16 protein-coding genes are annotated in these 23,383 nt (G+C 66.3%); 6 read left to right on the top strand and 10 right to left on the bottom strand.

The features are described from left to right. Positions 1-101 precede the first annotated feature (101 nt). On the bottom strand, positions 102-1,826 hold the full coding sequence (locus BT115_RS09420; protein ID WP_072322372.1) for a DEAD/DEAH box helicase: 1,725 nt from the start codon (positions 1,824-1,826) through the stop codon (positions 102-104). A 457-nt stretch (positions 1,827-2,283) separates the two neighbouring features. Between BT115_RS09420 and trxA the strand changes: the two genes are divergently transcribed. The 3 genes from trxA to BT115_RS09405 all read left to right on the top strand — a co-directional run bounded on the left by trxA (position 2,284) and on the right by BT115_RS09405 (position 6,123). Further along, on the top strand, positions 2,284-2,610 hold the full coding sequence (gene trxA / locus BT115_RS09415; protein WP_072322371.1) for a thioredoxin TrxA: 327 nt from the start codon (positions 2,284-2,286) through the stop codon (positions 2,608-2,610). A gap of 159 nt (positions 2,611-2,769) precedes the next feature. Next, positions 2,770-4,575 (top strand): transcription termination factor Rho, encoded by a 1,806-nt coding sequence (rho, locus tag BT115_RS09410; protein ID WP_072323138.1) that lies wholly within the window; start codon positions 2,770-2,772, stop codon positions 4,573-4,575. Positions 4,576-4,752: 177 nt separating this feature from the next. Beyond that, the gene (locus BT115_RS09405; RefSeq protein ID WP_072322370.1) at positions 4,753-6,123 is read left to right on the top strand and encodes a glutamate--cysteine ligase; all 1,371 of its coding nucleotides are present in this window, start codon (positions 4,753-4,755) and stop codon (positions 6,121-6,123) included. Positions 6,124-6,277: 154 nt separating this feature from the next. Here the strand turns inward: BT115_RS09405 and BT115_RS09400 are convergent, their stop codons facing one another. Beyond that, positions 6,278-7,705 (bottom strand): OmpP1/FadL family transporter, encoded by a 1,428-nt coding sequence (locus BT115_RS09400; protein WP_072322369.1) that lies wholly within the window; start codon positions 7,703-7,705, stop codon positions 6,278-6,280. A gap of 228 nt (positions 7,706-7,933) precedes the next feature. Here BT115_RS09400 and BT115_RS09395 point away from each other — a divergent pair, with 228 nt between their 5' ends. After that, positions 7,934-8,236, top strand: a complete 303-nt coding sequence (locus tag BT115_RS09395) for a YcgL domain-containing protein (RefSeq protein WP_072322368.1) — start codon at positions 7,934-7,936, stop codon at positions 8,234-8,236. Positions 8,237-8,325: 89 nt separating this feature from the next. Then, positions 8,326-11,757 carry an ankyrin repeat domain-containing protein gene (locus BT115_RS09390; protein WP_072322367.1) on the top strand — a complete coding sequence of 1,144 codons (3,432 nt, stop codon included), beginning with the start codon at positions 8,326-8,328 and terminating at the stop codon, positions 11,755-11,757. A 21-nt stretch (positions 11,758-11,778) separates the two neighbouring features. On the opposite strand, the gene BT115_RS09385 is transcribed toward BT115_RS09390, so the two are convergent. From BT115_RS09385 to ugpC, 8 genes are all read right to left on the bottom strand, one after another. Next, complete coding sequence (locus BT115_RS09385) at positions 11,779-13,584, bottom strand: monovalent cation:proton antiporter-2 (CPA2) family protein (RefSeq protein WP_072322366.1); 1,806 nt, start codon at positions 13,582-13,584, stop codon at positions 11,779-11,781. A gap of 101 nt (positions 13,585-13,685) precedes the next feature. After that, entirely contained in the window at positions 13,686-14,684 is a 999-nt protein-coding gene (gene hemB, locus BT115_RS09380) for a porphobilinogen synthase (protein ID WP_072322365.1), read from the bottom strand. A gap of 81 nt (positions 14,685-14,765) precedes the next feature. After that, on the bottom strand, positions 14,766-15,536 hold the full coding sequence (locus tag BT115_RS09375) for a heme ABC transporter ATP-binding protein (RefSeq protein ID WP_072322364.1): 771 nt from the start codon (positions 15,534-15,536) through the stop codon (positions 14,766-14,768). Next, on the bottom strand, positions 15,533-16,570 hold the full coding sequence (locus tag BT115_RS09370) for a FecCD family ABC transporter permease (RefSeq protein WP_255369398.1): 1,038 nt from the start codon (positions 16,568-16,570) through the stop codon (positions 15,533-15,535). The genes BT115_RS09375 and BT115_RS09370 overlap by 4 nt, the downstream gene beginning before the upstream one ends. Continuing rightward, entirely contained in the window at positions 16,567-17,403 is an 837-nt protein-coding gene (locus BT115_RS09365) for a heme/hemin ABC transporter substrate-binding protein (RefSeq protein ID WP_072322362.1), read from the bottom strand. Before BT115_RS09365 ends, BT115_RS09370 begins: the two co-directional genes overlap by 4 nt. Next, positions 17,400-18,473 (bottom strand): hemin-degrading factor, encoded by a 1,074-nt coding sequence (locus BT115_RS09360; RefSeq protein WP_072322361.1) that lies wholly within the window; start codon positions 18,471-18,473, stop codon positions 17,400-17,402. The genes BT115_RS09365 and BT115_RS09360 overlap by 4 nt, the downstream gene beginning before the upstream one ends. Positions 18,474-18,484: 11 nt before the next feature. After that, a complete protein-coding gene (locus BT115_RS09355; protein WP_072322360.1) occupies positions 18,485-20,809 on the bottom strand; it encodes a TonB-dependent hemoglobin/transferrin/lactoferrin family receptor in 2,325 nt (774 codons plus the stop codon). Positions 20,810-20,963: 154 nt separating this feature from the next. After that, the gene (gene ugpC / locus BT115_RS09350) at positions 20,964-22,058 is read right to left on the bottom strand and encodes an ABC transporter ATP-binding protein (protein WP_072322359.1); all 1,095 of its coding nucleotides are present in this window, start codon (positions 22,056-22,058) and stop codon (positions 20,964-20,966) included. A 234-nt stretch (positions 22,059-22,292) separates the two neighbouring features. Here ugpC and glk point away from each other — a divergent pair, with 234 nt between their 5' ends. Next, positions 22,293-23,330: a glucokinase gene (gene glk, locus BT115_RS09345; protein ID WP_072323137.1), complete on the top strand. Its 1,038-nt coding sequence runs from the start codon at positions 22,293-22,295 to the stop codon at positions 23,328-23,330. The last annotated feature ends 53 nt before the right edge of the window (positions 23,331-23,383 follow it).

Genomic DNA, 23,383 nt, shown 5'->3' with positions numbered 1-23,383 from the left:
AGCAAAGCAAGCCCCTATCGCCAGCAGGCTGGCTCCCACCCGCTGGCTCCTACCGGCAAGCTTCCCTCGCCGCCATGGCGGTTCCTGCAACTGCCGCTAGATCAGCGGCCGCCGAACAAGCGACCGATACGGCGCAGCAGACCGACCTTCTCCTTCGGCGGCGCGGCGGCCGGCGCAGGCGCCGGTGCCGGACGCGTGGCGGTCACCTGGCGCGACGGGCGACGCGTCGCACCGTTCTGGCCGTCCGCGACGCGCGGCGTGGCGGCCTTCTCGGCGCGCGATGCGCCATTGTTGCTGGAGGCGTCTGCGCCCTCGCCGGCACCGCGGCCCCGTCCGCCGCGACGGCGACGGCGCTTCTTCGGCGCCGAGGCGTCGGCCATCGCTTCCGCAGCAGCCGGCAAGTCGGCCACGGTCTCGGCCACTACCACCGTCTTCACCGGCACTTCGGTCGGTGAGGCAGCCGGACGATCTTCACGCGGCGGGCGCGGACGGCGCTCGCGGCTGCCGGAGCGTTCGCCCGAGCGGCTACCGGAACGCGAACCGCCACGACCGCCCTTCTCGGGCGGTGCGCCACGGGTCGGCACGTGGCCGCCGGTATCATTCGGATCGTCGACCTCGTCCTGCACGCCATCGGCGCGGGGCCGCGGGGCCGGCATCACCAGCATCTTCGCCTCGATCGACGCGGTGGGAATCTTCTGGTTGATGTAGGCCTCGATGTCCGGAAGGCCCATGGCGTAGAGATCGCAGGCGAAGCTGATCGCATCGCCCTCGGCGCCGAGGCGCGCGGTGCGGCCGATGCGGTGGACGTAGTCCTCGGCATCCTGCGGCAGGTCGTAGTTGAAGACGTGGCTTACGGCCGGGATGTGCAGGCCGCGGGCGGCGACGTCGGTGGCCACCAGGAGGTCGATCTGGCCCTCCTGGAAGCGCTGCAACAGCTTCTGGCGCTTCACCTGCGGCACGTCGCCGGAGATGGCGCCGACGCGGAAGTTGTGCCGCTTCAGGCGGTCCGTGATCCGCTCGGCGGCGGCCTTGGTGTTGACGAAGATGATGCTGCGCTCGGCCTTGCTCTCTTCGAGCAGGTTGAACAGCAGCGGCATCTTTTCTTCCTTCGACGGGAAGTAGACGACCTGGCGCACGCGGTCGGCGGTGATGTTGTCCGTCTCCACCACGAGCTTCTCGGCTTCGTGCATGTGCTCGTAAGCCAGCTCCAGCACGCGGTGGCTCAAGGTGGCGGAGAACAGCAGCACCTGCCGCTTCTCGCGCGCCGGGAGGCGGCGGAAGATGAAGCGGACGTCCTTGATGAAGCCGAGGTCGAACATGCGGTCCGCCTCGTCGATGACCATGACCTCGACGCTGCCGAAGCCGAACACGTCCTGCTTGTAGTAGTCGAGCAGGCGGCCCGGGGTGGCGATGATGATGTCGCAGCCGTCGCGAAGCTGCTGGCGCTGCTTGTCGTAGTCGACGCCGCCGTAGATGAGCGCGCTGCGCAGGCCGGTGGCCTTGCCGATGGCCTGGAAGTCCTTCTCGATCTGGATCGCCAGCTCGCGGGTGGGCGCGATGACCAGGGCGCGGGGATCGGAATCCTTGCGGTCGGGCCGGGCCGGGTGCTTGAGCAGGCGGTCCATCAGCGCGACGAGGAAGGCGAAGGTCTTGCCGGTGCCCGTCTGGGCCTGGCCGGCGACGTCGCGCCCCGCCAGCGCCACCGGAAGGGTCAACGCCTGGATGGGCGTGCAGCGCGTGATGCCGGCAGCGGCGAGGCCTTGGTGAAGCAGCGGGTGGAGATCGAGGTTTTCGTAGAAGACGTCGGTGAGAACGGTTTGGGACATGGAGTTGGAGGACCTGGACTGGCGCGCCGCGGGTGAGCGGCGGCGCCCCATGGGCGTGTATGGCCTGGGGCGGTGGGTGATCCGGCGGGCGTCACGGGAGAGTCGGAGGGCGACCGGTTGTCAGCCGGGGGCCGCACGACGCGCCCGGCGCACGGTGGCCGGAGGCGGCGGCGCGCGACCCGACGGTTCCCGCTGGCATAGGTGAAAAAGCTCGCCGAAATCCGGCGGCGTACGGATCATGAACGGCCGGAGCCTGTTCACCTATGTCAACGAGAACCGATCCGTCGGCGCCCTTGAATCGCTTGAATCGCGCCCCGAGTTGGGTTGGAATGAGGGCCGCCGGCTGCAATGGCCAAGACCTTCGGTTCCGGTTGGACCCGTGACACGGGGCTCCTTAGTGTAGCCGATGCCAGCGTCACGGTCGTCAACCCCCTTCTACCCCTCCCTGGAGACCACGGTGAGCGACAAGATCACCCACACGAGCGATGCTGCCTTTTCGAAGGACGTGCTTGAATCCGACACCCCCGTCCTGCTCGATTTCTGGGCGGAATGGTGCGGCCCCTGCAAAGCCATCGCTCCCGCGCTCGAACAGCTTGCCGACGAGTACGAGGGCAAGGTGAAGATCGTCAAGATCAACATCGACGAGAACCAGCAGACGCCGCGTCAGTTCAACATCCGCGGTATTCCGACCCTGATGGTCTTCAAGGACGGCAAGGTCGCTGGCACTCAGGTCGGTGCCGTGAACAAGGGCGTGCTCGCCCAGTTCATCGACAAGTCGATCTGAAGCTTCGCTTTACGTTCCTGTCTTATGCCGCCGCGTGAGGCGCTTTACGCCGCGCCTCACGCGATGCTAGGCTCTAGGAGTTCGCCGGGACCCCGCTTGTCCCCCACGCTGCGAACCCTCTCCCTCTTTTCTTCCAACGGCGCCCCGTGAGGTTTGCCCGTGTCCGATATCGAAACCAAAGATTCCATCGACGCCAAGGGCGCCGGCGATCAGCCTGCGACCGAAGCCCGTCCGCGCGGCCGCCGCAAGGCACCTGCCGCCGAGACCCCCGCGGTCGAGACGAGCGCTCCGGCGCCGGCTCCCGCCAAGCCTGCCCCAGCACCTTCTCCGGCCCCTCAGGCTGAGTTGCAGTTGGGCAACGCGCCTTCTTCGGGAGATTCCCGTCCGGCACCCGCACAGCAGCAGGCCGAAAGCCGGGATCAGGGCCAGCAGGGCCAGCCGCAGGGGGGCCACCAGCCCGGCCAGCAGCAGGCTCGCGGCGAGAACCCGAACCCGCAGCAGAACAACCGTAATGACCGCAACGACCGTAACGATCGCGAAGGCCGCGGCCGGCGGCGCCGGAACGAACGCAACCAGCAACAGCGCCCGGGTGGCGGTGGTGGCGGAAACGGCAACGGCGGCGGTAACTACCAGCACCCGCGCAACAACAACGGCTATCCCGTCGACGACGACGAGAACGCCGACGCGGGCAGCAACGACCGCCTGATCAACCTCACCGAACTCAAGCGCAAGAACTCCATCCAGTTGCTGGAGTTCGCCGAGTCGCTCGGTGTCCGCGAAGGCGTGGCCCGCCAGCGCAAGCAGGATGTGGTCTTCAACATCCTCAAGGCGCATGCGCGCTCCGGGGGCGGCATCTGGGCGGAAGGCGTGCTCGAGATCCTGCAGGACGGTTTCGGCTTCCTGCGCTCGGCCGACGAGTCCTATCTCGCCGGTCCGGACGACATCTACGTGTCGCCCAGCCAGATCCGCCGCTTCAACCTGCGCACCGGCGACTACATCACCGGACGCGTCCGCCATCCGAAGGAAGGCGAGCGTTATTTCGCGATGCTCAAGGTCGACGACATCAATGGCGACCCGCCGGAAGCGTCGAAGAACAAGCTGCTGTTCGAGAACCTGACCCCGCTGTTCCCGCGCAAGGCGTTCAAGCTGGAACGCGGCAACGGTTCTACCGAAGACATCACCGGCCGCATCCTCGACCTGGTGGCGCCGATCGGCCGAGGCCAGCGTGGCCTCATCGTCTCCCAGCCGAAATCGGGTAAGACGATGATGTTGCAGAACATCGCGCAGGCCATCCAGTACAACCATCCGGACGTCCATCTGATCATGCTGTTGATCGACGAGCGCCCGGAAGAAGTCACCGAAATCGCCCGCACCGTGCGTGCCGAGGTCATCAGCTCCACCTTCGACGAGCCCGCCGTGCGTCACGTGCAGGTCGCCGAGATGGTGATCGAGCGCGCCAAGCGCCTGGTCGAGCACAAGAAGGACGTGGTGATCCTGCTCGATTCGATCACCCGCCTCGCTCGCGCCTACAACACTGTGGTGCCGAGCTCGGGCAAGGTACTCACCGGTGGTGTCGACGCCAATGCGCTCCAGCGCCCGAAGCGTTTCTTCGGCGCCGCGCGCAATGTCGAGGAAGGCGGCAGCCTCACGATCATCGCTACGGCGCTGACCGACACCGGTTCGAAGATGGACGAGGTGATCTACGAGGAGTTCAAGGGCACCGGCAACATGGAAGTGCACCTGTCCCGCCGTATCTCCGAGAAGCGCGTCTACCCGGCGATCGACATCAACCGTTCGGGCACCCGCCGCGAAGACCTCCTCATCGACCCGGACCTGCTCGCGAAGATCTGGATCCTGCGCAAGCTCCTCCACCCGATGGACGAACTCGCCGCGATGGAGTTCATGCTCGACAAGATGAAGAACACCAAGTCGAACGACGAGTTCTTCAATTCGATGAAGCGCTGACCTCGCGTCTCGCCGAAATACGGCAAGGGCCGCCCACAGGGCGGCCCTTTTCGTTTCAACCGTCGTCGCTGTGCATTTGCTACGCTGCGCCGCCGGTATGACACCTTTTCCCGGCGGGTCGGCGCCCCCATGTGGGCGGCATCCGGCCAAAAGGCCTCCCTCTTCTAAGGAAAGTCCGTGTCCATTCCCAGCGCCGCCAAGAGCACGCCCATCGGCGACCGCCACGATCTGGCCGCCTATCTCGCCAAGGGCGAGAAGCCTCGCTCCGAGTGGCGTATCGGCACGGAACACGAAAAGTTCGGATTCTACGGCGACGACCTGACCCCGCCGCCCTTCGAAGGCGACCGTCCGGGGATTCGCGCGATCCTCGAGGCGCTGGCATCGCGCTTTGATTGGGACGTCGCGCGCGAAGGCGAAACGCTCGTCGCATTGACCAAGGGCAAGGCCAACATCACGCTCGAACCCGCCGGCCAGCTCGAACTCTCGGGTGCGCCGCTGGAGACGATTCACCAGACCTGCGACGAGGTCACCAATCACCTCAAGGAAGTGCGCTCCGTTGCCGAGGAATTCGGCATCGGTTTCCTCGGTATGGGCTTCCAGCCGAAATGGCGCCGCGACCAGATGCCTTGGATGCCCAAGGGCCGCTACAAGATCATGCGCGAGTACATGCCCAAGGTCGGCTCGCTCGGCCTGGACATGATGACTCGCACCTGCACCGTCCAGGTCAACCTCGATTACTCGAGCGAAGCCGACATGGTGAAGAAATTCCGCGTCGCCCTCGCATTGCAGCCCATCGCCACGGCGCTGTTCGCCAACTCGCCCTTCACCGAGGGCAAGCCGAACGGCTACAAGTCCTACCGCTCGCATGTCTGGACCGATACCGACCCTCACCGCACCGGCATGCTCGACTTTGTTTTCGAAGACGGCTTCGGCTACGAGCGCTACGTCGATTACATCCTCGACGTGCCGATGTACTTCAGCTATCGCGACGGCAAGTACGTCGACTTGGCCGGCCAGGACTTCAAGGCCTTCATGCGCGGCGAACTGGCGGCACTGCCGGGCGTGAAGCCGTCCATGACCGACTGGGCGGATCATCTCACCACCGCTTTCCCCGAGGTCCGGCTCAAGCAATATCTCGAAATGCGTGGCGCCGACACGAGCACCTGGAATTCGCTGTGTGCGCTACCCGCCTTCTGGGTCGGCCTGCTGTACGACGACACGGCGCTCGACGCCGCCTGGGATCTGGTCAAGGATTTCAGCACAGCCGAGCGCCACGCGCTGCGCGACGGCGTACCGGAACACGCACTGGCCCTGCCGTTCCGCAATCACACCGTGCAGGATCTCGCGATCGAGGCACTCAAGATCTCGGATGCCGGGCTCAAGCGGCGCAACCGCCTCAGCAGTCGCGGCGCCGATGAATCCATCTATCTCGAACCGCTGATGGAAATCGCGCTCTCGGGCAAGACCCAGGCAGACGTGAAGCTCGAACTCTTCCACGGTGAGTGGAACGGCAGCGTCGATCCGGTGTTCCGCGACTACGCCTACTGACCTTTCGTAACGCAAGCCGGAACGCGCCCGCTCTTCACGGCACGCGAGTGACGAAGGCGCGCGTCACTCGCCTCGCGTGTTTGTCTCCAGCAAAAGAAAAACCTCCCTGTTTCCAGGGAGGTTTTATGGGCCGATCAGTCGATCGCGGAAGCGATCAGAACTGGTACTTGGCCGAGACGCTCAGCAGGTTGCCCTTGTCGTCGCTCTCGCCCACGAGGCGATCGGCCGTCGCATCGGACACGCCGCCGATGTGCGCCTTGTTCACGAAGATGTGAGCGTAACCAGCGTTGATCTCGAAGCGATCGGTGGCCTTGTAGCCGATACCGAAGGCCAGCCACTTGCGGGTCGAGTCCGGCACGCGCGGCGAGCGGGTGTCGTCATACGTCGGCGTGCTGTCGACGGCCACACCGCCACGCAGGGTCAGCTTGTCGTTGACGTAGTACTCGCCGCCGACCGAAGCGAACCAGCTGTTACGCCAGTTGTATGCCTCGGTGGTGGACGGCTGGTTCGGGTTCGAGTAATTGACCGTGAGGTCCTTGAACGAATCCCACTTGGTCCACGACAGGTCGAAGCCGAGACCGAACTTCTGATCCTGGTGCCAGAAGCTGGCGGTGGCGATCGCGGGCGTAGTGAAGCCGGCGCTGCCGTTGGTGTGGGTGAACGGCGGCTGGCCGCTGCCCAGCAGGGCGCCGACGGTCGGGTTCGACAGCACGGCCGAGACGTTCGTCGGCATCGTGAAGTTACCGGTGCCTTCCAGCGTGTGGCTGATCTTGCTGCGGTAGTTGAGCGCGATGCGATCGTTCGGCGTCAGCTTCCAGAGGCCGCCGACCTGCCAGCCATAGGCCCAGTCGTCACCCTTGATCTTCGCGTAGCCATCGCTGCCAGGCGGCACGACGGTGGCGTACTGCGTCGCGAGGGCGCGCGCTACGGCCGGCGAAATCTGGCCGGCTGCCGCGGCGCGCTGGATGAGACCCAGGCCCACGGTGTTGTAGTTGATGGCGCTGGTCAGCTCTGCGCTGGTCTTCTGCGCGATGGCGCTGACGCCGACGGCGAAGTCGTCGGTCACGTCGAACGAAGCCGACAGCGTGGCATCAAACGACTTGAAGTCCGACTTGACCGCGTTGTAGCGGCCCTTCCAGTCGGAGTCGTATTCGGTCTTGAAACCGAACGGGGCGGTCAGGCCGAGGCCCAGATGCCAGCGATCGCCAACCTTGGAAGCGAAGTACAGGGCCGGGACCGGGATGGTCGTGCCCGCGTCGCCGCCGTTGCCGCCGCTGATCGGACGACCCTGCGCGTCGGTCGCGGTGCCGTGGAACTTGGTGCTGAAGTTGATGCCGGTGACGTCGGCCTGGAACACGTTGCCCTGGAGCAGGCTCATCGCCGCCGGGTTGTTGACGATCACCGAAGCGTCGTCGCCGGCAGCGGCCGAGCCGGCGAAGGCGCGACCGAGCGCCTTGGCGCTGTTTTCCTTCAACTGGAAGGCGCTGGCCTGAGCGGCCTGGGGAGCCACCAGCGCGCCGGCGATGGCCAGCGAGAGGGCGGCGACGGCCAGCGGCCGGGTCGAAAGGTTCAGCTTCTGCATTTGGGGCTCCTGCTTTCTTGTTCTGCTGGGGATTTCACGCGCGGAAACCTGAAAAGTTTCCCCTTTTCATACGCGCGTTTAACAATCTCGGTGGGAACTCTGGACGAGTTGACGAGGAATTTGCAAGTGCAACTGCAACAAAGCTGAAATGGCCTCAGGCGTAATGACTCACTTCGCGTCGCGCATTTGGTAAGTTGGACTACCACGCCGTCAGCGAGACCTGCCGTCATGCACTGCTTCGTCTACGCCAGCCAGCGCAAGCCCGACACCTACGTATGGCTTCCCCGCCGCGAAGCCTTCGATCTTCTGCCCGAGACGCTTCTGCTCCTACTCGGGGAACTCCGCTTCGTACTCGAAGTGGAGCTGACGCCTCAGCGCAAGCTGCCGCAGGAAGACACCGAACGCGTGCTCGCCAATCTCGCCGAGCAGGGGTGGCATTTGCAGACCCCGTCGAACGAGACACTCAGCGTCTGCAACCAGCCCAACCACAATCATGAGATCGACCCGACGCAGACGCTCGCGCGCAGCTGACACACGCGCCCTGCGCGTGCGCCGAACGTGCAACCTGAGTTAACGCGGCGTTACCGCGTAGGCGGTATTCGCTCCGTATACTCCTGCGCATGGCCAATCCCAAACGTCGTCGACCGTCGCTGATCAAAGCGCTGCCCTGGTTCCTTCCCGCCCTCGCGGCGGTCGCCTGCGCGGGCTTCATCGCCTCCCCGCTGGCGCTTATTCCGCTGTTGCTCGCCAACGCGCTGGCGATGGGCGCCGTGTGTCACGCGATCGGCTTCGACCCGGAGTCGACCTACTTGCGCACGGTGCTGAGGCGCGGTGCAGCGCACGTGGTGATGTTCACGGCCTACACGTTCGCGGTCTTCGTGCTGGTCGCCTGGCCCCTGCTCAAGCTGACCCAGACGCCTAGCCTGGGCGCGGCATTGCTCCTTGCCGCGACGCTGGTGGTCGCCCTCGCGGCGTTGTGGCGGGTGTGGCCGGCGTTCGGACTGGTTTTCGTCTGGGACGACGCGTATCCGGCGCAGAGCGGCAACGGTTCCTGGATCTTCACCGCCATGGCGCGCTCGATCAGCTTCGGCCGGCACCTCTCGGCCGAGGAACGGTTCTTCTCTCACTTCCTTCCAGCGTCGCTGGGCCTCCTCGTCCTCGCCTTCTGTGCCGTGGCACTGTCGGGGCTCTACGGCGTACTGCCCGCAGAGATGCGCGTCGCGGCCCTGGGTGTCTATGCGGTCGTGCTGCTGCCGCTGGGATGCATGGTCATTGCCAACCGTACGCTGCGCGCGCTGCTCTGCGACCGCCGCGGAAACATCCGCACGCCGCGCACGGAACCACGGCGCGAACCCGCACTGGACCCGGCGGATGTGCCGCGCCCACCGATCCCCGTGCTCAGCACCGAAGAAAGCCAGCCGGGCGTGCGCGAACGCGAACTGCTGGCCGCGACGCGTGCCGGTGACATCGCGCGTGCGGTGGCACTGGTCGAGGCAGGCGCGGACCCGAATACGGCCGCCGAAACGGGTGACCGCGATCAGCGCCCCGTGCTCACCCTCGCCGCATTGGCGCCCGATACCCGACTGCTGCGTGCGTTGATCGCCAAGGGCGCCAAGGTTGATCGCGTGCACAACGGTATGACCGCCCTGCTCGCCGCCAGTCGCGACAGTTGGCACGGTCGACCCGAAGCGGTGCTCACCTTGCTCACCAACGGCGCCAACGCCGCTGGCACCGACGCGGAAGGCAACACACCGTTGCACGGTGCCGTGCTGAGCGCGGAACCGACCGTGGCAGCGATGCTGCTGGATGCCGGCGCGCCCGTCGACGCGGTGAACCATGCAGGCGACACGCCGCTGGTCATTGCCTGCCGCGCGGCCAACTGGACTCTCGCGCGATTCCTTCTGGAACACGGCGCCAAGCCGGCGCCGGTAGGCGGCGAGCCCGCCCTGGTCGCGGCGGCAGGCATTCCCGATGACGACAGCGAAGGCGTGAAGGTGTTGCTTCGCTACAAGGCCCCCGTGAACGCGACGGACACCCAGGGACGCACCGCACTGATCGCCGCGGCGGCCGAAGGTCACGAGCAGATCGTGCGCGCCCTCCTGCAGGCGAACGCCCAGCCGAACATCGCGGATCGCCATGGCACCACGGCGCTCATGGAGGCGGCGCGAGCAGGAGCACACGGCATCGTGCAGCTGCTGGCCGACGTGCATGCCGACGCCTCGCCTCGCGACAGCCATGGGCGTGACGCGCTCACCCTCGCCTGCCAGTCGCCGCGCGCCCAGGTCGCCACGGTGCGGGCCTTGCTCACGCTGGGCGCGCAGCCGAAGGAACCCGCCGCCGATGGACGCAGCGCGCTCGATCACGCCGCTGCCGCGGGACGCTGGGACTTCGTCGCGCTGCTCGATCCGGAGACGCCGTTGCCGGCCTCGCTCAGCGAATCGGTGGTACCGGAAGCCGGCGCGGATTCACCGCAACACCTGTACGACGCGCTGCGTTTCGGGCACTGGGCCGTGGCGTCGACCTTCGCCACGAAGGTGCGCGAATGGCCCGCTCACGAACTCGCCGCCCTGTATGTCGACCTTGCCGGCCCCGGCGGCGAAGCAGCGCGCGCCTGGCTGCTCGATCATGGGCTGCCGGCAGAAGCGCGCCTGACCCCGCCGACGGGCGAGGACGAGAGTGCGCTCGGCCGACGCCTGTTCGATGCGCTGCTGCCGCAGTTGCCGCAGTCCGCCGACGCCCTGCTTCAGTTGATGCGCGCGGGCGCCACGCCCGCGGGAACCGGGCTGCTGGGGCAGGCGATCTGCCGCCTCGAAGGTGCAGACGAGCGGCTGACCCTGGCGATGCTCGAAGCGGGCGCCGATCCGTTCGGTGCCGACGCCCGCGGTCGCACGCCGGTACACATGGCTGCCGCCACCGGCAGGGCCGCCCTTCTTGCGGCCCTGCTCACCCGCGGCATGGACCCGAACGTTCGCGACACCGGTGGTCGCACGCCCCTGCATGCCGCGCTGGAACAAGGTGGTGACAGCCTGCCGCTGGTTCGACTGCTCGTCGCCCATGGTGCCGATCCGGAAGCGGCGGACGTCAACGGCGAGACGCCTTACGGGCTGGGCATCGGCCATGGCGACGTGGAGCGCTGGCTGAGCTGGTCGTCGTGGTCGCTTCCACGCCGCGCATTGCGCGCGGAGGACCTGCCTGCCGCCGCCGCGGCGGGCGACGTGAACGCCGTCGAGCGGCTGCTGGAACTGGGTTTCGCCGTAGACGCCCGCGACCATCAGGGTGCCACCGCGCTGCTGCGTGCCGCAGGCGCGGGCAAGCGCGACGTCGCCGAGCGCCTCCTCGAAGCTGGCGCCGATCCGACCCTCACTGCCGCGTCCGGCGTCACCCCGCTCGCCGCTGCGGTGAACGCACGCCGCGACACCGTCGTCGAATTGCTGCTCGCGCGTGGCGTGGCGGTCGATCAACGCCTGCCGGGTGAAACCACCGCGCTGATGATCGCTGCGGCACTCGGCTATCCCGAGATCGTGGACATGCTGCTGGCCGCAGGCGCCGATGCCGCGGCGGAAGATGCGCACGGTCACACCGCCCTGCACGCCGCCGCGCAGTACTGCTTCGGAAGCAGCGACAGCCTGCGCGCCCGGCGCCTGCTGGACGCCGTGATCCGCAAGGGCGCCGACGTGAACAAGGCCGACAAGGACGGCGTCACGCCGCTGCTTATCCTGCTCGGCGCGCACATGCGTCCGGGCACGGGTGCCGATGCCACGCATCTCGGCGCGCTCGTGCCTGTCCTGCTGGATGCCGGTGCGGTGTTGGAGCACGCCGACCACCGCGGCGTCAGCGCACTGCACGCATGCGCCATGCATGCGCTGCTGGCGCCCGCACGCGTGTTGCTGAATCGCGGAGCCAACCGCAATGCCGCGGACGCGTTCGGCCGCACCGCGGGCGACGTGGCACGGCATCTTGGCTATGTCGACATCGCCCACGAACTGGGCACGCGCGTCGGTGCAATCCCGAGCGTAAGGCAGACCTTGCGTCAACCTGCGCAGCCGGACTGATCACCAGGGCCTGAACAGGCCCTACGCGCCGCCGCGCTCGCGCTCGTCCGCCAGGTCGGCTTCGAAGAGCTGCTGCAGGTCGTGCAGCGCTTCCTTTGTGCTCTGCACGAGTGCTGTCTCGTCGTCGTAGACGAGGTACTGGGCTCGCAGCACCTGCTCGTCGTGCTTGCGGAAACGGTCGATGCGGCTCTGCGCGACGTCCGCCGGCATGTCCAGCGACTCCAGTACATTGCGCGTCATTTCCAGGCTGGAATAGAACGTCTCGCGCACCGGGTCTTCCACACCGATATCCATCAAGCGGAACGCGTGCTGGCGGTTGCGTGCGCGGGCCACGATCTTCAGGTGCGGATACTGCCTGCGCACCAGCCGCGCCGTGCGCAGATTGGCTTCCGGATCGTCGGTGGCGATGACGAAGACCTCGGCCTTGTCCGCCTGCGCCGCGCGCAGCATTTCAGGGCGCGCAGGATCGCCGAAGAAGAGCGAGGTGCCCCCGAAGCGGCGCGAGGTTTCCACCTGTTCCACCGAGCTTTCCAGGGCCACGAACTGGATGCCCTGCGCGCGCAACACGCGCGCCACGATCTGACCCATGCGACCGAAGCCTGCGATGATGACGCGCGGCGCGTCCGTCTCGATCTCGTCGAACGCACGATCGGGCTTCTTCACGCGCTCGCGCATGAGACGGGAAGCCAGCAACACCAGCACGGGCGTCAGCGCCATCGACAGCGAGATCGCCATCACCATCAGGCCGCGCTGGTCACCGTCGATCAGGCGATTCTGCTGCGCAAGGTTGAGAATGACGAAAGCGAACTCGCCACCGCAGGCGAGCAAGGCCGCGAGCCGCACCGAATCCGCCGTACCGAGCGATCCCACCAAGCGGCCAAGGGGCAGGATCAGCGCAGCCTTGATCGCCAGCAGCAGCGCGACCATCCCCAGCACCAGCAGGGGCTTCTCGACCAGCATGGCGAGGTCGACGGACATGCCCACGCTGATGAAGAACAAGCCCAATAGCAGCCCCTTGAACGGTTCGATGTTGGATTCGAGTTCGTGGCGGTATTCCGAGTCGGCCAGCAGCAGGCCGGCGAGGAACGCGCCCAGCGTGGTTGAAATGCCAGCGAGCTCCATGAGCCATGCGGTACCCATCACCACCAGCAGGGCCGTGGCGGTGAAGACTTCCGTGCTCTTGGCGCGCGCGACGAAACGGAAAACGTGACGCAGCAGTAACCGCCCGCCGACAATCACCGCGAAGATCGTGCCGACGACGCGGAGCACGCTCGTCATGTCGGGTGCGTGTGCGTCACGCGCGAGCGCGCCACCGAGCAGCGGAATGGCGGCGATCAGAGGAATGGCGGCCAGGTCCTGGAACAGCAGGATAGCGAACGCCTGGCGACCGTAGACCGACCCGGCCTCCTTCCGCTCGGCAAGGATCTGCAAGCCGAAGGCCGTTGAAGAGAGCGCGAGGCTGCCGCCAACGATGACGGCAGCCTTCCAGGTGAGACCGAACAGGAAGTAACCCGTGACCCCGAGCGCCAGCGCGCAACTCAACACTTGCAGGCTGCCGCTGCCGAAGACCGCGCGACGCATGACCCACAGGCGCGACGGCGACAGCTCGAGGCCGATCACGAACAGCATCAGCACGACACCGAAATCGGAGATCGTGGCGACACCCGCGGTATCGCTGACCAGACCGAGTACGGACGGCCCGATCACCACGCCGGCCAACAGGTAGCCGAGCACCGCGCCGAGGCGGAAACGTTTCGTCAGAGGAACGGCGACCACCGTCGCCAGCAGGAAGACGACCGCCGTCTCAAGAAAATGATGCCCGTCCATCCCGGCTCCCTATGTGTCTGCCGGATTATGTCACGCGGGGACGCATGGGTTTTGGCGATTTCGGCGGCGTTTGACGATGCCGCCGGCATCGCATGTTGCCGCTATCGCGTGGGTTCGCTCAGCCAGCGGGCCACGTCGAGAGCGAAGTAGGTGAGGATCGCATCGGCGCCTGCCCGCTTCATCGCCAGCAGCGATTCCAGTACGACAGCCTTCTCGTCCAGCCAGCCATTCTGCGCGGCCGCCTTGATCATGGCGTACTCCCCGCTCACCTGGTAGACAAACGTCGGCGCGCCAAAGGTTTCCTTCACGCGACGCACGATGTCCAGGTAGGGCAGCCCGGGCTTCACCATCACTGCGTCGGCGCCTTCGGCGAGATCCAGCTCCACCTCGCGCAGGGCTTCGTCGCTGTTGCCGACGTCCATCTGGTAGGTGTGCTTGTTGCCCTTGCCGAGGTTGGCCGACGAACCGACCGCATCGCGGAACGGCCCATAGAAGCTGGACGCATACTTGGCCGAATAGGCCAGGATGCGGGTATGGATGTGGCCGGCATCCTCCAGGGCGTCACGAATGGCACCAATGCGGCCGTCCATCATGTCCGAGGGCGCGACGAAATCCATGCCAGCATCGGCCTGCGCCAGCGACATCTTGATCAGCGCCTCGATGGTCGGCTCGTTCATGACGTAGCCGGCGTCGTCGATCAGGCCGTCCTGTCCATGCGTGGTGTACGGATCGAGCGCCACGTCGCCGATGAGGCCCAGCTCCGGAAAACGACGCTTCAGCTCGCGCGTGGCGCGCTGGAACAAGCCATCCGGATTCCAGGCCTCGCGCGCGTCCTCGGTCTTCACCGAACCATCGACCGAGGGGAACAGCGCCAGCGCCGGAATGCCCAGGGTCACGCACTGCTCGCCGAGCTTCACCAGCTCATCGATCGAGAGACGCTCGACGCCGGGCATCGACGGTACCGGCTGTCGCACGCCTTCGCCGTCGACCACGAAGGCCACCATGATCAGGTCGGAAGTGGTGAGTACGGTCTCGCGCATCAGCGCGCGAGAGAACGCATCGCGGCGCATGCGGCGCATACGAACGGCGGGAAAGGTCATGGGACGAGCCTGTACGTGTGGCGATTCGCCATTTTACGCCCCCTCGGCGGCATGGCGGGGCGTCAGGTCGTCGCAGGCCGCTCAGGCCGCGTCGATGCCGAAGGAGCGGCCCAGCGGAATGCCATAGATCTCGGACAGGAGCGAGGTCTCCAGAGCCTCGTGCGGTGGCCCGCGGCGAAGCATGGCACCGGCGGCGAGCACAGCCACCTCGTCGGCGTAACGGGCCGCCAGATTCAGGTCGTGCAACACGGTGATCACGCCGAGACCCGCGGCGGCGCAAGCGCGAGCGCGCTGAAGGATGAAGTGCTGGTGGGCGATATCCAGACCGGCTTCCGGTTCGTCAAGGAGCAGCCACGCGCCGTCACGACCGCCCTCCCACACCTGAGCGAGCACGCGGGCCAACTGCACCCGCTGCTGCTCGCCGCCAGAGAGCGCCGTGTACCGCCGGTCGCGCAGATCCCAGGCATGAGCGGCCCGGAGCGCCGCGCTGGCGATGGCTCCGTCTCGCTCGGCGTTCTGTACGTGCGGGCTGCGGCCAAGCAGCACCACCTCGTACGCACTGAAGCCGAACGCCAGATCCACGCGCTGCGAGAGCATGGCGCGTCGGCGAGCGAGCGCGCGCGGCTCCCACGCGTCCAGCAAGGTGCCGTCCAGCATCACCCGGCCGGCATCCGGGCGGATACGCCCCGACAGCACGCCGAGCAAGGTGCTCTTCCCTGCCCCATTCGGGCCGACCAGTGCGAGCACGCGTCCAGGCGAGGCGGACATCGAGACGTGTCCGACGATCGTGCGGCCCTGACGCACCACACACACGTCTTCCGTGACGAACCGCCCTTCCGTGGACCGGCTCATGCTGCGGCCTCGCCGATGCGCCGGCTCAACAGCAGCCACAGGAAGAACGGGCCGCCGACCAGCGCGGTGAGCACGCCAATGGGCAGCTCGCCCGGTGCAACCATCGTGCGCGCCAGCGCATCCGCCACCACGAGAAGGATCGCACCCCCCACAGCGGACGCCGGCAGCAGGAACCGGTGATCCGGACCGAAGCACATGCGCAGCAGATGGGGAACGACGAGGCCGACAAAACCGATCACCCCCGTGAACGCGACGGATGCGCCGACCGATAGCGCGACCATCGCGATCAGGAAGGGCTGCAGCCGCTCCGGGCGAAAACCAAGCAACGCAGCTTCGCCATCGCCAAGCAGCAACGCGTTCAGCGCACGCGCCGCACGCGGCAGGCAAAGCAGCGGCAACACAATCCACGGAACGACGATGCGCAGCCGCGACCAGCTGGCTCCGCCAAGGCTTCCCAACGACCAGAACGTCAGGTCGCGCAGTTGGTTCTCGTCGGCGAGGTAGGTGAGCAGGCCGACACCCGCCATCGCGACGGCGTTGATCGCCACGCCCGCCAGCAGGAGATATGCGACGCCCGGACGGCGCCTGCCTAACAGGAACACGACGGAGGTGGCAGCCAGCCCACCGGCGAACGCTGCAAGGGCCACGTGCCACGATCCCGATGAACTACCCAGGACAATCGCCCCCACGGCACCCAGGGCGGCACCGGCCGAAACGCCAATCAGGCCGGGATCGGCGAGAGGGTTCCGGAACAAGCCCTGCATGGTGGCGCCACCCGCCGCCAGCGCCGAACCGACGACCACAGCGAGGAGCAGCCGGGGCAATCGCAGCGACAGAACGATGGCATCGTCACCACGCCCCGCCTCGCCGGCCAGCCACCGCACAAGCGCCCCGGCAACATCGCCGGGGCCTATGGCCATCGCGCCTTGCGTCAGGCTCCAGGTAGCGACCGCTACGAGCAGCATGGCCAACACACCGAGTGCTGCGTGGCGGCCCGCGCGATGGCGCGGCAGCGATATCACCACGGCGCTCACAGCCTGGACCAGCGTGCCTGTAGGGCCGCTGCGTTCTCCGCGGTGCGCGGCCCGAAGCCGAGCAGAGCCTGACCTTCGACGAAGTAGATGCGCTTCGCCCTGCCGGCGGGCGTGTCCGCCACGCCTGGCATGTGCAGGACGCCATCGATGCCTCCGACGGCGTCCTCGCGCTCCTTCATCAGGAGGATGACATCGGGTTTCATCGCGACAAGCGCTTCCGGGGACACGGCCTTGTAGCCGGACAGGTCGGCCGCCGCATTGACGCCGCCGGCCAACGCAACGGCCCGGTCCGCCGCCGTGTCATGCCCTGCCGCCATCGGGCTGCCCTGCCCGGTCGACATCAGGAAAACCGCGCGTGGGTGCGTAGGCATGGCGGCCACGGCCTTCGCCAGCGTGGCGAAACGCACGGCGACATCGTCGGCGAGCGCATCCGCCTCCTTGGCGTGCCCCGTCAGTTCGCCGATGCGACGGATCTTCGCCTCGATGTCCTCGGCGGAGCGTGAGACAGGAAGCGTTTCTATGCGCACGCCTGCGCCGCGGATCTGCTCGATGACCGTCGATGGCCCGGCGTCGTGCGTGGCAAGAATCAGATCCGGGCGCAACGAAAGCACGCCTTCGGCGCTCAACTGGCGAACGTAGCCGACATCGGGCAGCTTGCGCGCCGCCTCCGGCCACGTGCTGGTCGAATCCACGCCTGCAAGCTCGCCCTGCGCATGGATGGCATACACGATCTCCGTGATATCGCCACCGAGCGAGACCACACGCGTCGCGGCGATGGCCACGCACGGCAACGCGCCAAGGAGCACGGCAAGGAACAGGTGCCCGGCTTTCATGCCGATACCTCCACCGTATCGAGCAGTGCTCGCCAGTCGTCGCGCTCGGGCACGCCTGGTTTGCGCTTGCCGAACACCTGAACGATCTGCGTGCCGTCCGCCGCATACAGTTCCAACGACGTCACGACGCCTTCGGGTACGGGCTTGCGCACGATCCAGCTGCTCGCGATGGCGTCCATCCGCAGGTGCAGGTTGAACGAGGGGTCCATCACATTGATCCACGGCCCCGCCATGACGATGTTCGCCACGGGACCCGTATGGATCTGTACCACGCCTGGGGAACCGACGAAGACCATCAGCGGTATCCCCGTAGTGGACGCGCCTTCCAGCACCGTACGAACAGCCTCGTTGGCTACGGGCGTGGCGAATTCATCGCCCACCAGCCGCAGGGCCTGCGTGCGCGTCACCTTGTGCTTCTTCAGCATGGCGAAGAAGTCGTGCGGGTCGCGCAACGCCCGCCAGTAGTCACGCAGCGAAGCCGTATCGACGGCCGCATCGGCAAGACGCTTCGGCAACGGTTCCTCGACTGCGCCGATATCGATGAGCGGCGACTGCACAGGTGCCGTGTAACGCTGCAACAGCGTCCGCCACGCCGAGCGGTCGCTGACCTCGGTCAGGTACACCTTGTGCACCGCCGTACCATCGCCATCGAAGAACTGAAGGCTCTCCAGATCGCGCCCACGCGAGTGCTCCTTCACGGCGAAGCCATAGCGCCAATGCCGCAGGAAGAGACGCAGATCAATGTCCTCGGCAAGCACGATGCCCATCGTGCCGCCGATATCGATGTGATCGTAAACGCCCTTCTTTTCATGCACGCAGTACGCGTTACGCGTCAGCGCCATCACATGGCCCAGTGAAGGAAGGTCACGGATGATCGCGGGCGAGTCTCCCGCTAGGCGAGTCACGCCGTCGCCCACACGACTGGCAACCAGCGCACCTTCGCTTACGCCCAGCCGCTGCGCGACATCACGCGCGCGCAGGCCGGGCTCGGTTTCACGGAGTTGGCGATAGCCGTTGAGCAACGCCGGGATATCGATGCGCGGCGCGCTGACGGACGGGATATCCTGCATGCGAGATCTCCTCAGAAGGTGTAGCGAGCGGAAACGACAAGGGCGCGACCCGGCATGGTCAGCCGCTCGATCTGCGCGTTGCGAGCCTGGGCATCATCGATGCCGCCGCCGGTGGCGACGTTGGCGAGCACGCCGCCATGCAGCGAACCCCAGTCCCAGTACTTCCTGTCGGCGATGTTCGTCACGCCTGCCATCAACTCCAGCGGCTCCCATGGCTTCCAGTGCGCGTAGAGATCGAACGTGGCATAGCCGGGCGCACGGAAGGCCGCGTCATCGTCAAGGCGCGATTTCCGCTGTACGCCCTTGCCGATCAGCTCCGCGCCCCAGCTCTTCGCGTCGTAGGCAACTCCAAGCGTCGCGGTCAGCGGGTCCACGCTGTTGAGCGGTGACCAGCCGCCTTCATAGGTTCTCTTGTCGCCCTTCGCGGCGGCGAGGTTGCCCTCGATGCGCCATCCGGCGAGGACGTCGGTCAGCGAACCCAGCTTCAGGCCACCCGACGCCTCGACACCCTTGATGGTCGCCTTCGGGAAGTTGACCGACTGCATCACGATCAGCAGGTTCTGGTTCACCGCCCACTGTGGCCACTCGCTACGTGGGAGCGTGTATCCGCCAAAGATGAAGTTGCGATACCGGTTGTAGTACGCGCTGGCGCTGAAGTAACCCAGTTCCCCGTTGCCACGCACTCCGATCTCGACGCCCTTGCTGGTCTCGGGCTTGAGATTCGCGTTCGGCACGATGCCGTACAAGCGCGCCGTACCCCACGCCACTGCCAGCTCGTTGTACAACGGCGGCCGGAAGCCCTGGCTGTAGTTCCCAAACAGCTCGACGTTGTCGGTAACCGACCAGGTGACGCCCAGCTTCGGCGAGAAGCGGTTCTTCTTCACGTCATCCAGCCCGTCCTGGACAAACGAACTCCGGTAGTACGGATCATTCTGATCCGGCTTGAACGCGTAGTGATCCCAACGCACCCCCGGAGTGATACGGACGCGACCGTCGAGCAGTGCGAATTCGTCCTGCGCGAACACCGCGTAACGATCGGTATCGTTGCGTGGGAAGAAACGCAGCGGATAATTCTCCGGCATGTATGGCGAGCTGCTTGAGGTCACACCGGTAGCGATGTTGGTGCCCTCGCCACCGAGCTGACCGGTGGGCGTGGTACGCGATGCTTCGAGGCCGTAGGTGATGTGTTGCTGCACGCTACCCGAGTCGATGGTCTTGCCCAGCGCCAGGTGTCCACCGAACAGTTTCTCGTCGAGGTCGCTGAGATACAGGCGGTCGTACGTGGCGTTGCGTGTGGGGACGTTCGCGAGCGTGCGGGTCTGCGATTCGGTCTCGGATTTCTGCCAGTAGACGTTCCACTCCAGCGTATCGGCGATGACCATGGCGATGGTCGGGAAGCGCTGGCCTACGGAGATACGTTGCCGCGTCGCGCGATCGTTAGCGGTATCCGTGAGCAGGCGCGTCGTGCCCGGCTGGCCGACGGCACTCAAGACATTGGTATCGACGTTGTTGCGATAGAAATCGGCGGTGACGCGATCTTCGCGGCCGCTCGCCGCCACGTGGACGTACTTCGCCAGGAGACTGGTGGTGTTCTGGGTGAGCGGATCCGGCCGCGTGCGCGTGTAGTTCTGCGTGGAAACGTCACCCTTGTTACCGAGATCGCGGCCTTCGACATGGTTGGCGACGATCACCAGGCCGTTGTCGGGACGTCCGCCGGCGAGGGTCAGCGAGGTACCGAGCGAGCGGTCGGCGCTGTCGTAGCGCTCACGCACGGAGACGTAGGTGTCCTTGCCGTCCTTCAGGTAATCGCCGGGGTCCTTCGTGGTGTAACGCACGGTGCCGCCGAGCGAATCCGAAGGATTCAGTGCCGAGGCGGGACCACGGGTGATTTCGACCGACTTGAGCGTATCCGGATCGACGAAACTGCGCCCTGCGCGCATGCCCGTGGTCGAGAAGCCGAACGAGCTCGAAGCGGCGACGCCGTCGGTCAGAATGGAGACGCGGTTACCGTCCAGGCCACGGATGTTGTAGCTGTCCAGGCCCCAGCGACCCGCGGTGCCGACGACCGACACGCCCGGCTCGTACTTCACGAGGTCGCGGATGTTGGCGACGAGGTGTCGATCCATTTTCTGGCGGTCGATGACCGTCACCGTGGCAGGTACGTCGAAACGCAGCGACGAGCCGATGGCGGTGACGGTGATGCGCGGCAGGTCGTCCGCGGCAGTGGCGATCGGCGCGGCCGGCGCATTGGCGGCATGCGCCACTTCCGCCGCCGCGGTGCAGAGGAGTGCCACGCCGACGGCAGCGGCGAGGTGGTTTTTCCGAGTTGTGAACACGTCGTGCGTCCTTCGCTAGGCATCGGGAAGCTTGCGAAGGAGGCACGTGCCTCCGGGCTGGCAGCCGGGTTATCTGAGTGGTTTGCCGCCTCGTCAGGGGCGGTGGGTGCCTAGCTTATTGAGAATGGATCGCATTCGCAATATGTGACGGTGCTCACGCCTGGATGCGCGCCGTCGTCTCCGGATCGAAGAAGTGCAGCCGCTCCGCATGGAAGCCCAGGCCCACATCCGTACCCGGCTGGATCGACGAATGGGGCGGCACACGGGATACCAGTTCTTCGCCGACGTGACGCATGTTGAGGAACACTTCGTTGCCTACCGGCTCGACGACTTCCACATGGGCGCGGAGGCGCTCGTCCACCCCCGCATGGTCCGCCACGGTGAGCAGATCTTCCGGACGCAATCCGACGATCAGCGGCTTGTCGATATACGCAGCAAGTGCAGGCGAATCGACGCCAAGCGAGATGCTTCCCTCCTGCATCACCAGGCGTAAGCCATCTTCGTTGCGCAGCGTGCCGTGGAACAGGTTCATGGCGGGGCTGCCGAGGAAGCCCGCCACGAACAGGTTGGCGGGCTTGTTGTACAGATTCATCGGCGTGTCGAGCTGCTGGATCTCGCCGCCGTTCAGCACCACGATGCGTTGACCGAGCGTCATGGCTTCGATCTGATCGTGGGTCACGTAAACCATCGTGGCGCCGAGCCGACGGTGGATGCGCGCGATTTCGACGCGCGTGGACAGTCGCAGCTTGGCGTCGAGATTGGACAGTGGCTCGTCCAGCAGGAAGACCGCCGGATCGCGAACCAGGGCGCGGCCAAGCGCCACGCGTTGCCGCTGTCCGCCGGAGAGTGCCGCGGGACGGTGGTCGAGGCGCTCGTCCAGGCCAAGCATGTCGGAAGCGTCGGCCACGCGACGATCGATCTCTTCCTTCGCCACGCCACGCAGCCGCAGACCGAAGCCCAGGTTCTCGCGCACGGTCATGTGCGGATAGAGCGCGTAGTTCTGGAAGACCATCGCGATGTCGCGATCCTTCGGCGCCACGTCGTTCACCACGCGACCGCCGATAGTCATCGTGCCGCCCGAGATCGATTCCAGGCCCGCGATCATGCGCAGGAGCGTGGTCTTGCCGCACCCGGAAGGGCCCACGAGCACCAGCAGCTCGCCGTCGGCGATCTCGAAGCTCGCCTCCTTCAGGGCCACGTGCCCGTTGGGGTAAACCTTGCGCACCTTATCGAGGCCGACCGCTGCCATCACATACCCTCTCGTTGGACCCGGGGCGGTCAGGCCGTGCCTGCCATTGCCACGGGCAATACGGTATTCTGCCGACGTAATCGTTTACGTGAAAGTGCCGCACGGCTGATCCACCCCCTGCGGTCCCTCACCTCGCAAAAACATACCGCCACACGCATTCACTAGACGCGAGCGCGCCCGCGAGGCACCCTTGACGGCTTCCGTGACACGACAGGTTTCCCCAACATGGCCAACGTGAGCGCCCCGGCGCCGACCCTGCTCGCCGATCTCGGCGGCACCAACGTGCGCTTCGGCATTGCACACCCGGATGAAGACCAGCCGCTGATCAGCGAGAGCATCCGGCGCTACCACGTCAAGGACTACGCATCGCTCGGCGACGCGGCGAGGCAGTACTTCAAGGAAACCGGCCACGAGGCGCAGCGCGCGATCATCGCCGCCGCTGGCCGCATCGACAACGGCGAGACGGTGAAGGTCACCAACAACCCGTGGGCGATCTCCGCGAAGAGCCTGGCGAAGGAACTCAACCTGGAATGGGTTCACCTGGTGAACGATTTCGCCGCCCAGTCGATGGCGGTGATGCTCATGAGTCCCGAAAAGACCGTGGACGATCAAGGTCATACCGAACTCGTGCAGGTCGGCAAGCCCGCCATTCCCGTCATCGGCGCCAAGGAAGAACAGACCTTCGTGGTCGTCGGACCGGGCACCGGCCTCGGCGTCGGCGGCCTGCTGATTCGCGGCGACAAGGTCAGCGTGCTGCAGACCGAAGGCGGCCACGCCGGCTTTGCCGCGCACACGGCCGAGGACATCGAAATCCTCAAGGTGCTCAACCTGCGTTATGGCCGCGTCTCCAACGAGCGACTGATCTGCGGCGCGGGCCTCGTGAACCTGTACACGGCCATCTGCGAAATCTCCGGCCAGAAGCCGGACGAGGCGATCACGCCGGAAGACATCACCAAGCGTGCGAAGGACGGCACCTGCGCGATGTGCTCGCGCGCGGTCGAGACGTTCGCCGGCATCTTCGGCAGCGTAGCGGGCGACCTTGTGCTTACGCTCGGCGCGTGGGACGGCGTCTACCTCACCGGCGGCATGATTCCGGTGCTGCTGCCGTGGATTCAGCAGGGCAATTTCCGCGAGCGCTTCGAGGCCAAGGGCCGTTTCCGCGACACCATGGAAAACGTGCCCACCCAGGCAATCATGAACCCGGAACCGGGCCTGGTCGGCGGCGCCGCCCTGGCGATCGTCGAAGCAGGCGGCTCGCCGCTGCGTCGCTGAGCCTATCCGCGAGTCCGCAATACAAAAGATGCCCGGCACATGCCGGGCATCTT

Origin of the sequence: Luteibacter sp. UNCMF366Tsu5.1 (assembly GCF_900119235.1) — a bacterium.
Lineage (GTDB): Bacteria > Pseudomonadota > Gammaproteobacteria > Xanthomonadales > Rhodanobacteraceae > Luteibacter > Luteibacter flocculans.
This window is presented reverse-complemented; position numbering and strand designations above follow the sequence as displayed.

Coding starts and splice junctions, on each gene's coding strand:
- BT115_RS09420 (WP_072322372.1), bottom strand. CDS start 1,826: ATGTCCCAAACCGTTCTCACCGACGTCTTCTACGAAAACCTCGATCTC.
- BT115_RS09375 (WP_072322364.1), bottom strand. CDS start 15,536: ATGAGCCGGTCCACGGAAGGGCGGTTCGTCACGGAAGACGTGTGTGTG.
- BT115_RS09395 (WP_072322368.1), top strand. CDS start 7,934: ATGCACTGCTTCGTCTACGCCAGCCAGCGCAAGCCCGACACCTACGTA.
- BT115_RS09365 (WP_072322362.1), bottom strand. CDS start 17,403: ATGAAAGCCGGGCACCTGTTCCTTGCCGTGCTCCTTGGCGCGTTGCCG.
- BT115_RS09360 (WP_072322361.1), bottom strand. CDS start 18,473: ATGCAGGATATCCCGTCCGTCAGCGCGCCGCGCATCGATATCCCGGCG.
- BT115_RS09390 (WP_072322367.1), top strand. CDS start 8,326: ATGGCCAATCCCAAACGTCGTCGACCGTCGCTGATCAAAGCGCTGCCC.
- BT115_RS09385 (WP_072322366.1), bottom strand. CDS start 13,584: ATGGACGGGCATCATTTTCTTGAGACGGCGGTCGTCTTCCTGCTGGCG.
- BT115_RS09400 (WP_072322369.1), bottom strand. CDS start 7,705: ATGCAGAAGCTGAACCTTTCGACCCGGCCGCTGGCCGTCGCCGCCCTC.
- hemB (WP_072322365.1), bottom strand. CDS start 14,684: ATGACCTTTCCCGCCGTTCGTATGCGCCGCATGCGCCGCGATGCGTTC.
- ugpC (WP_072322359.1), bottom strand. CDS start 22,058: ATGGCAGCGGTCGGCCTCGATAAGGTGCGCAAGGTTTACCCCAACGGG.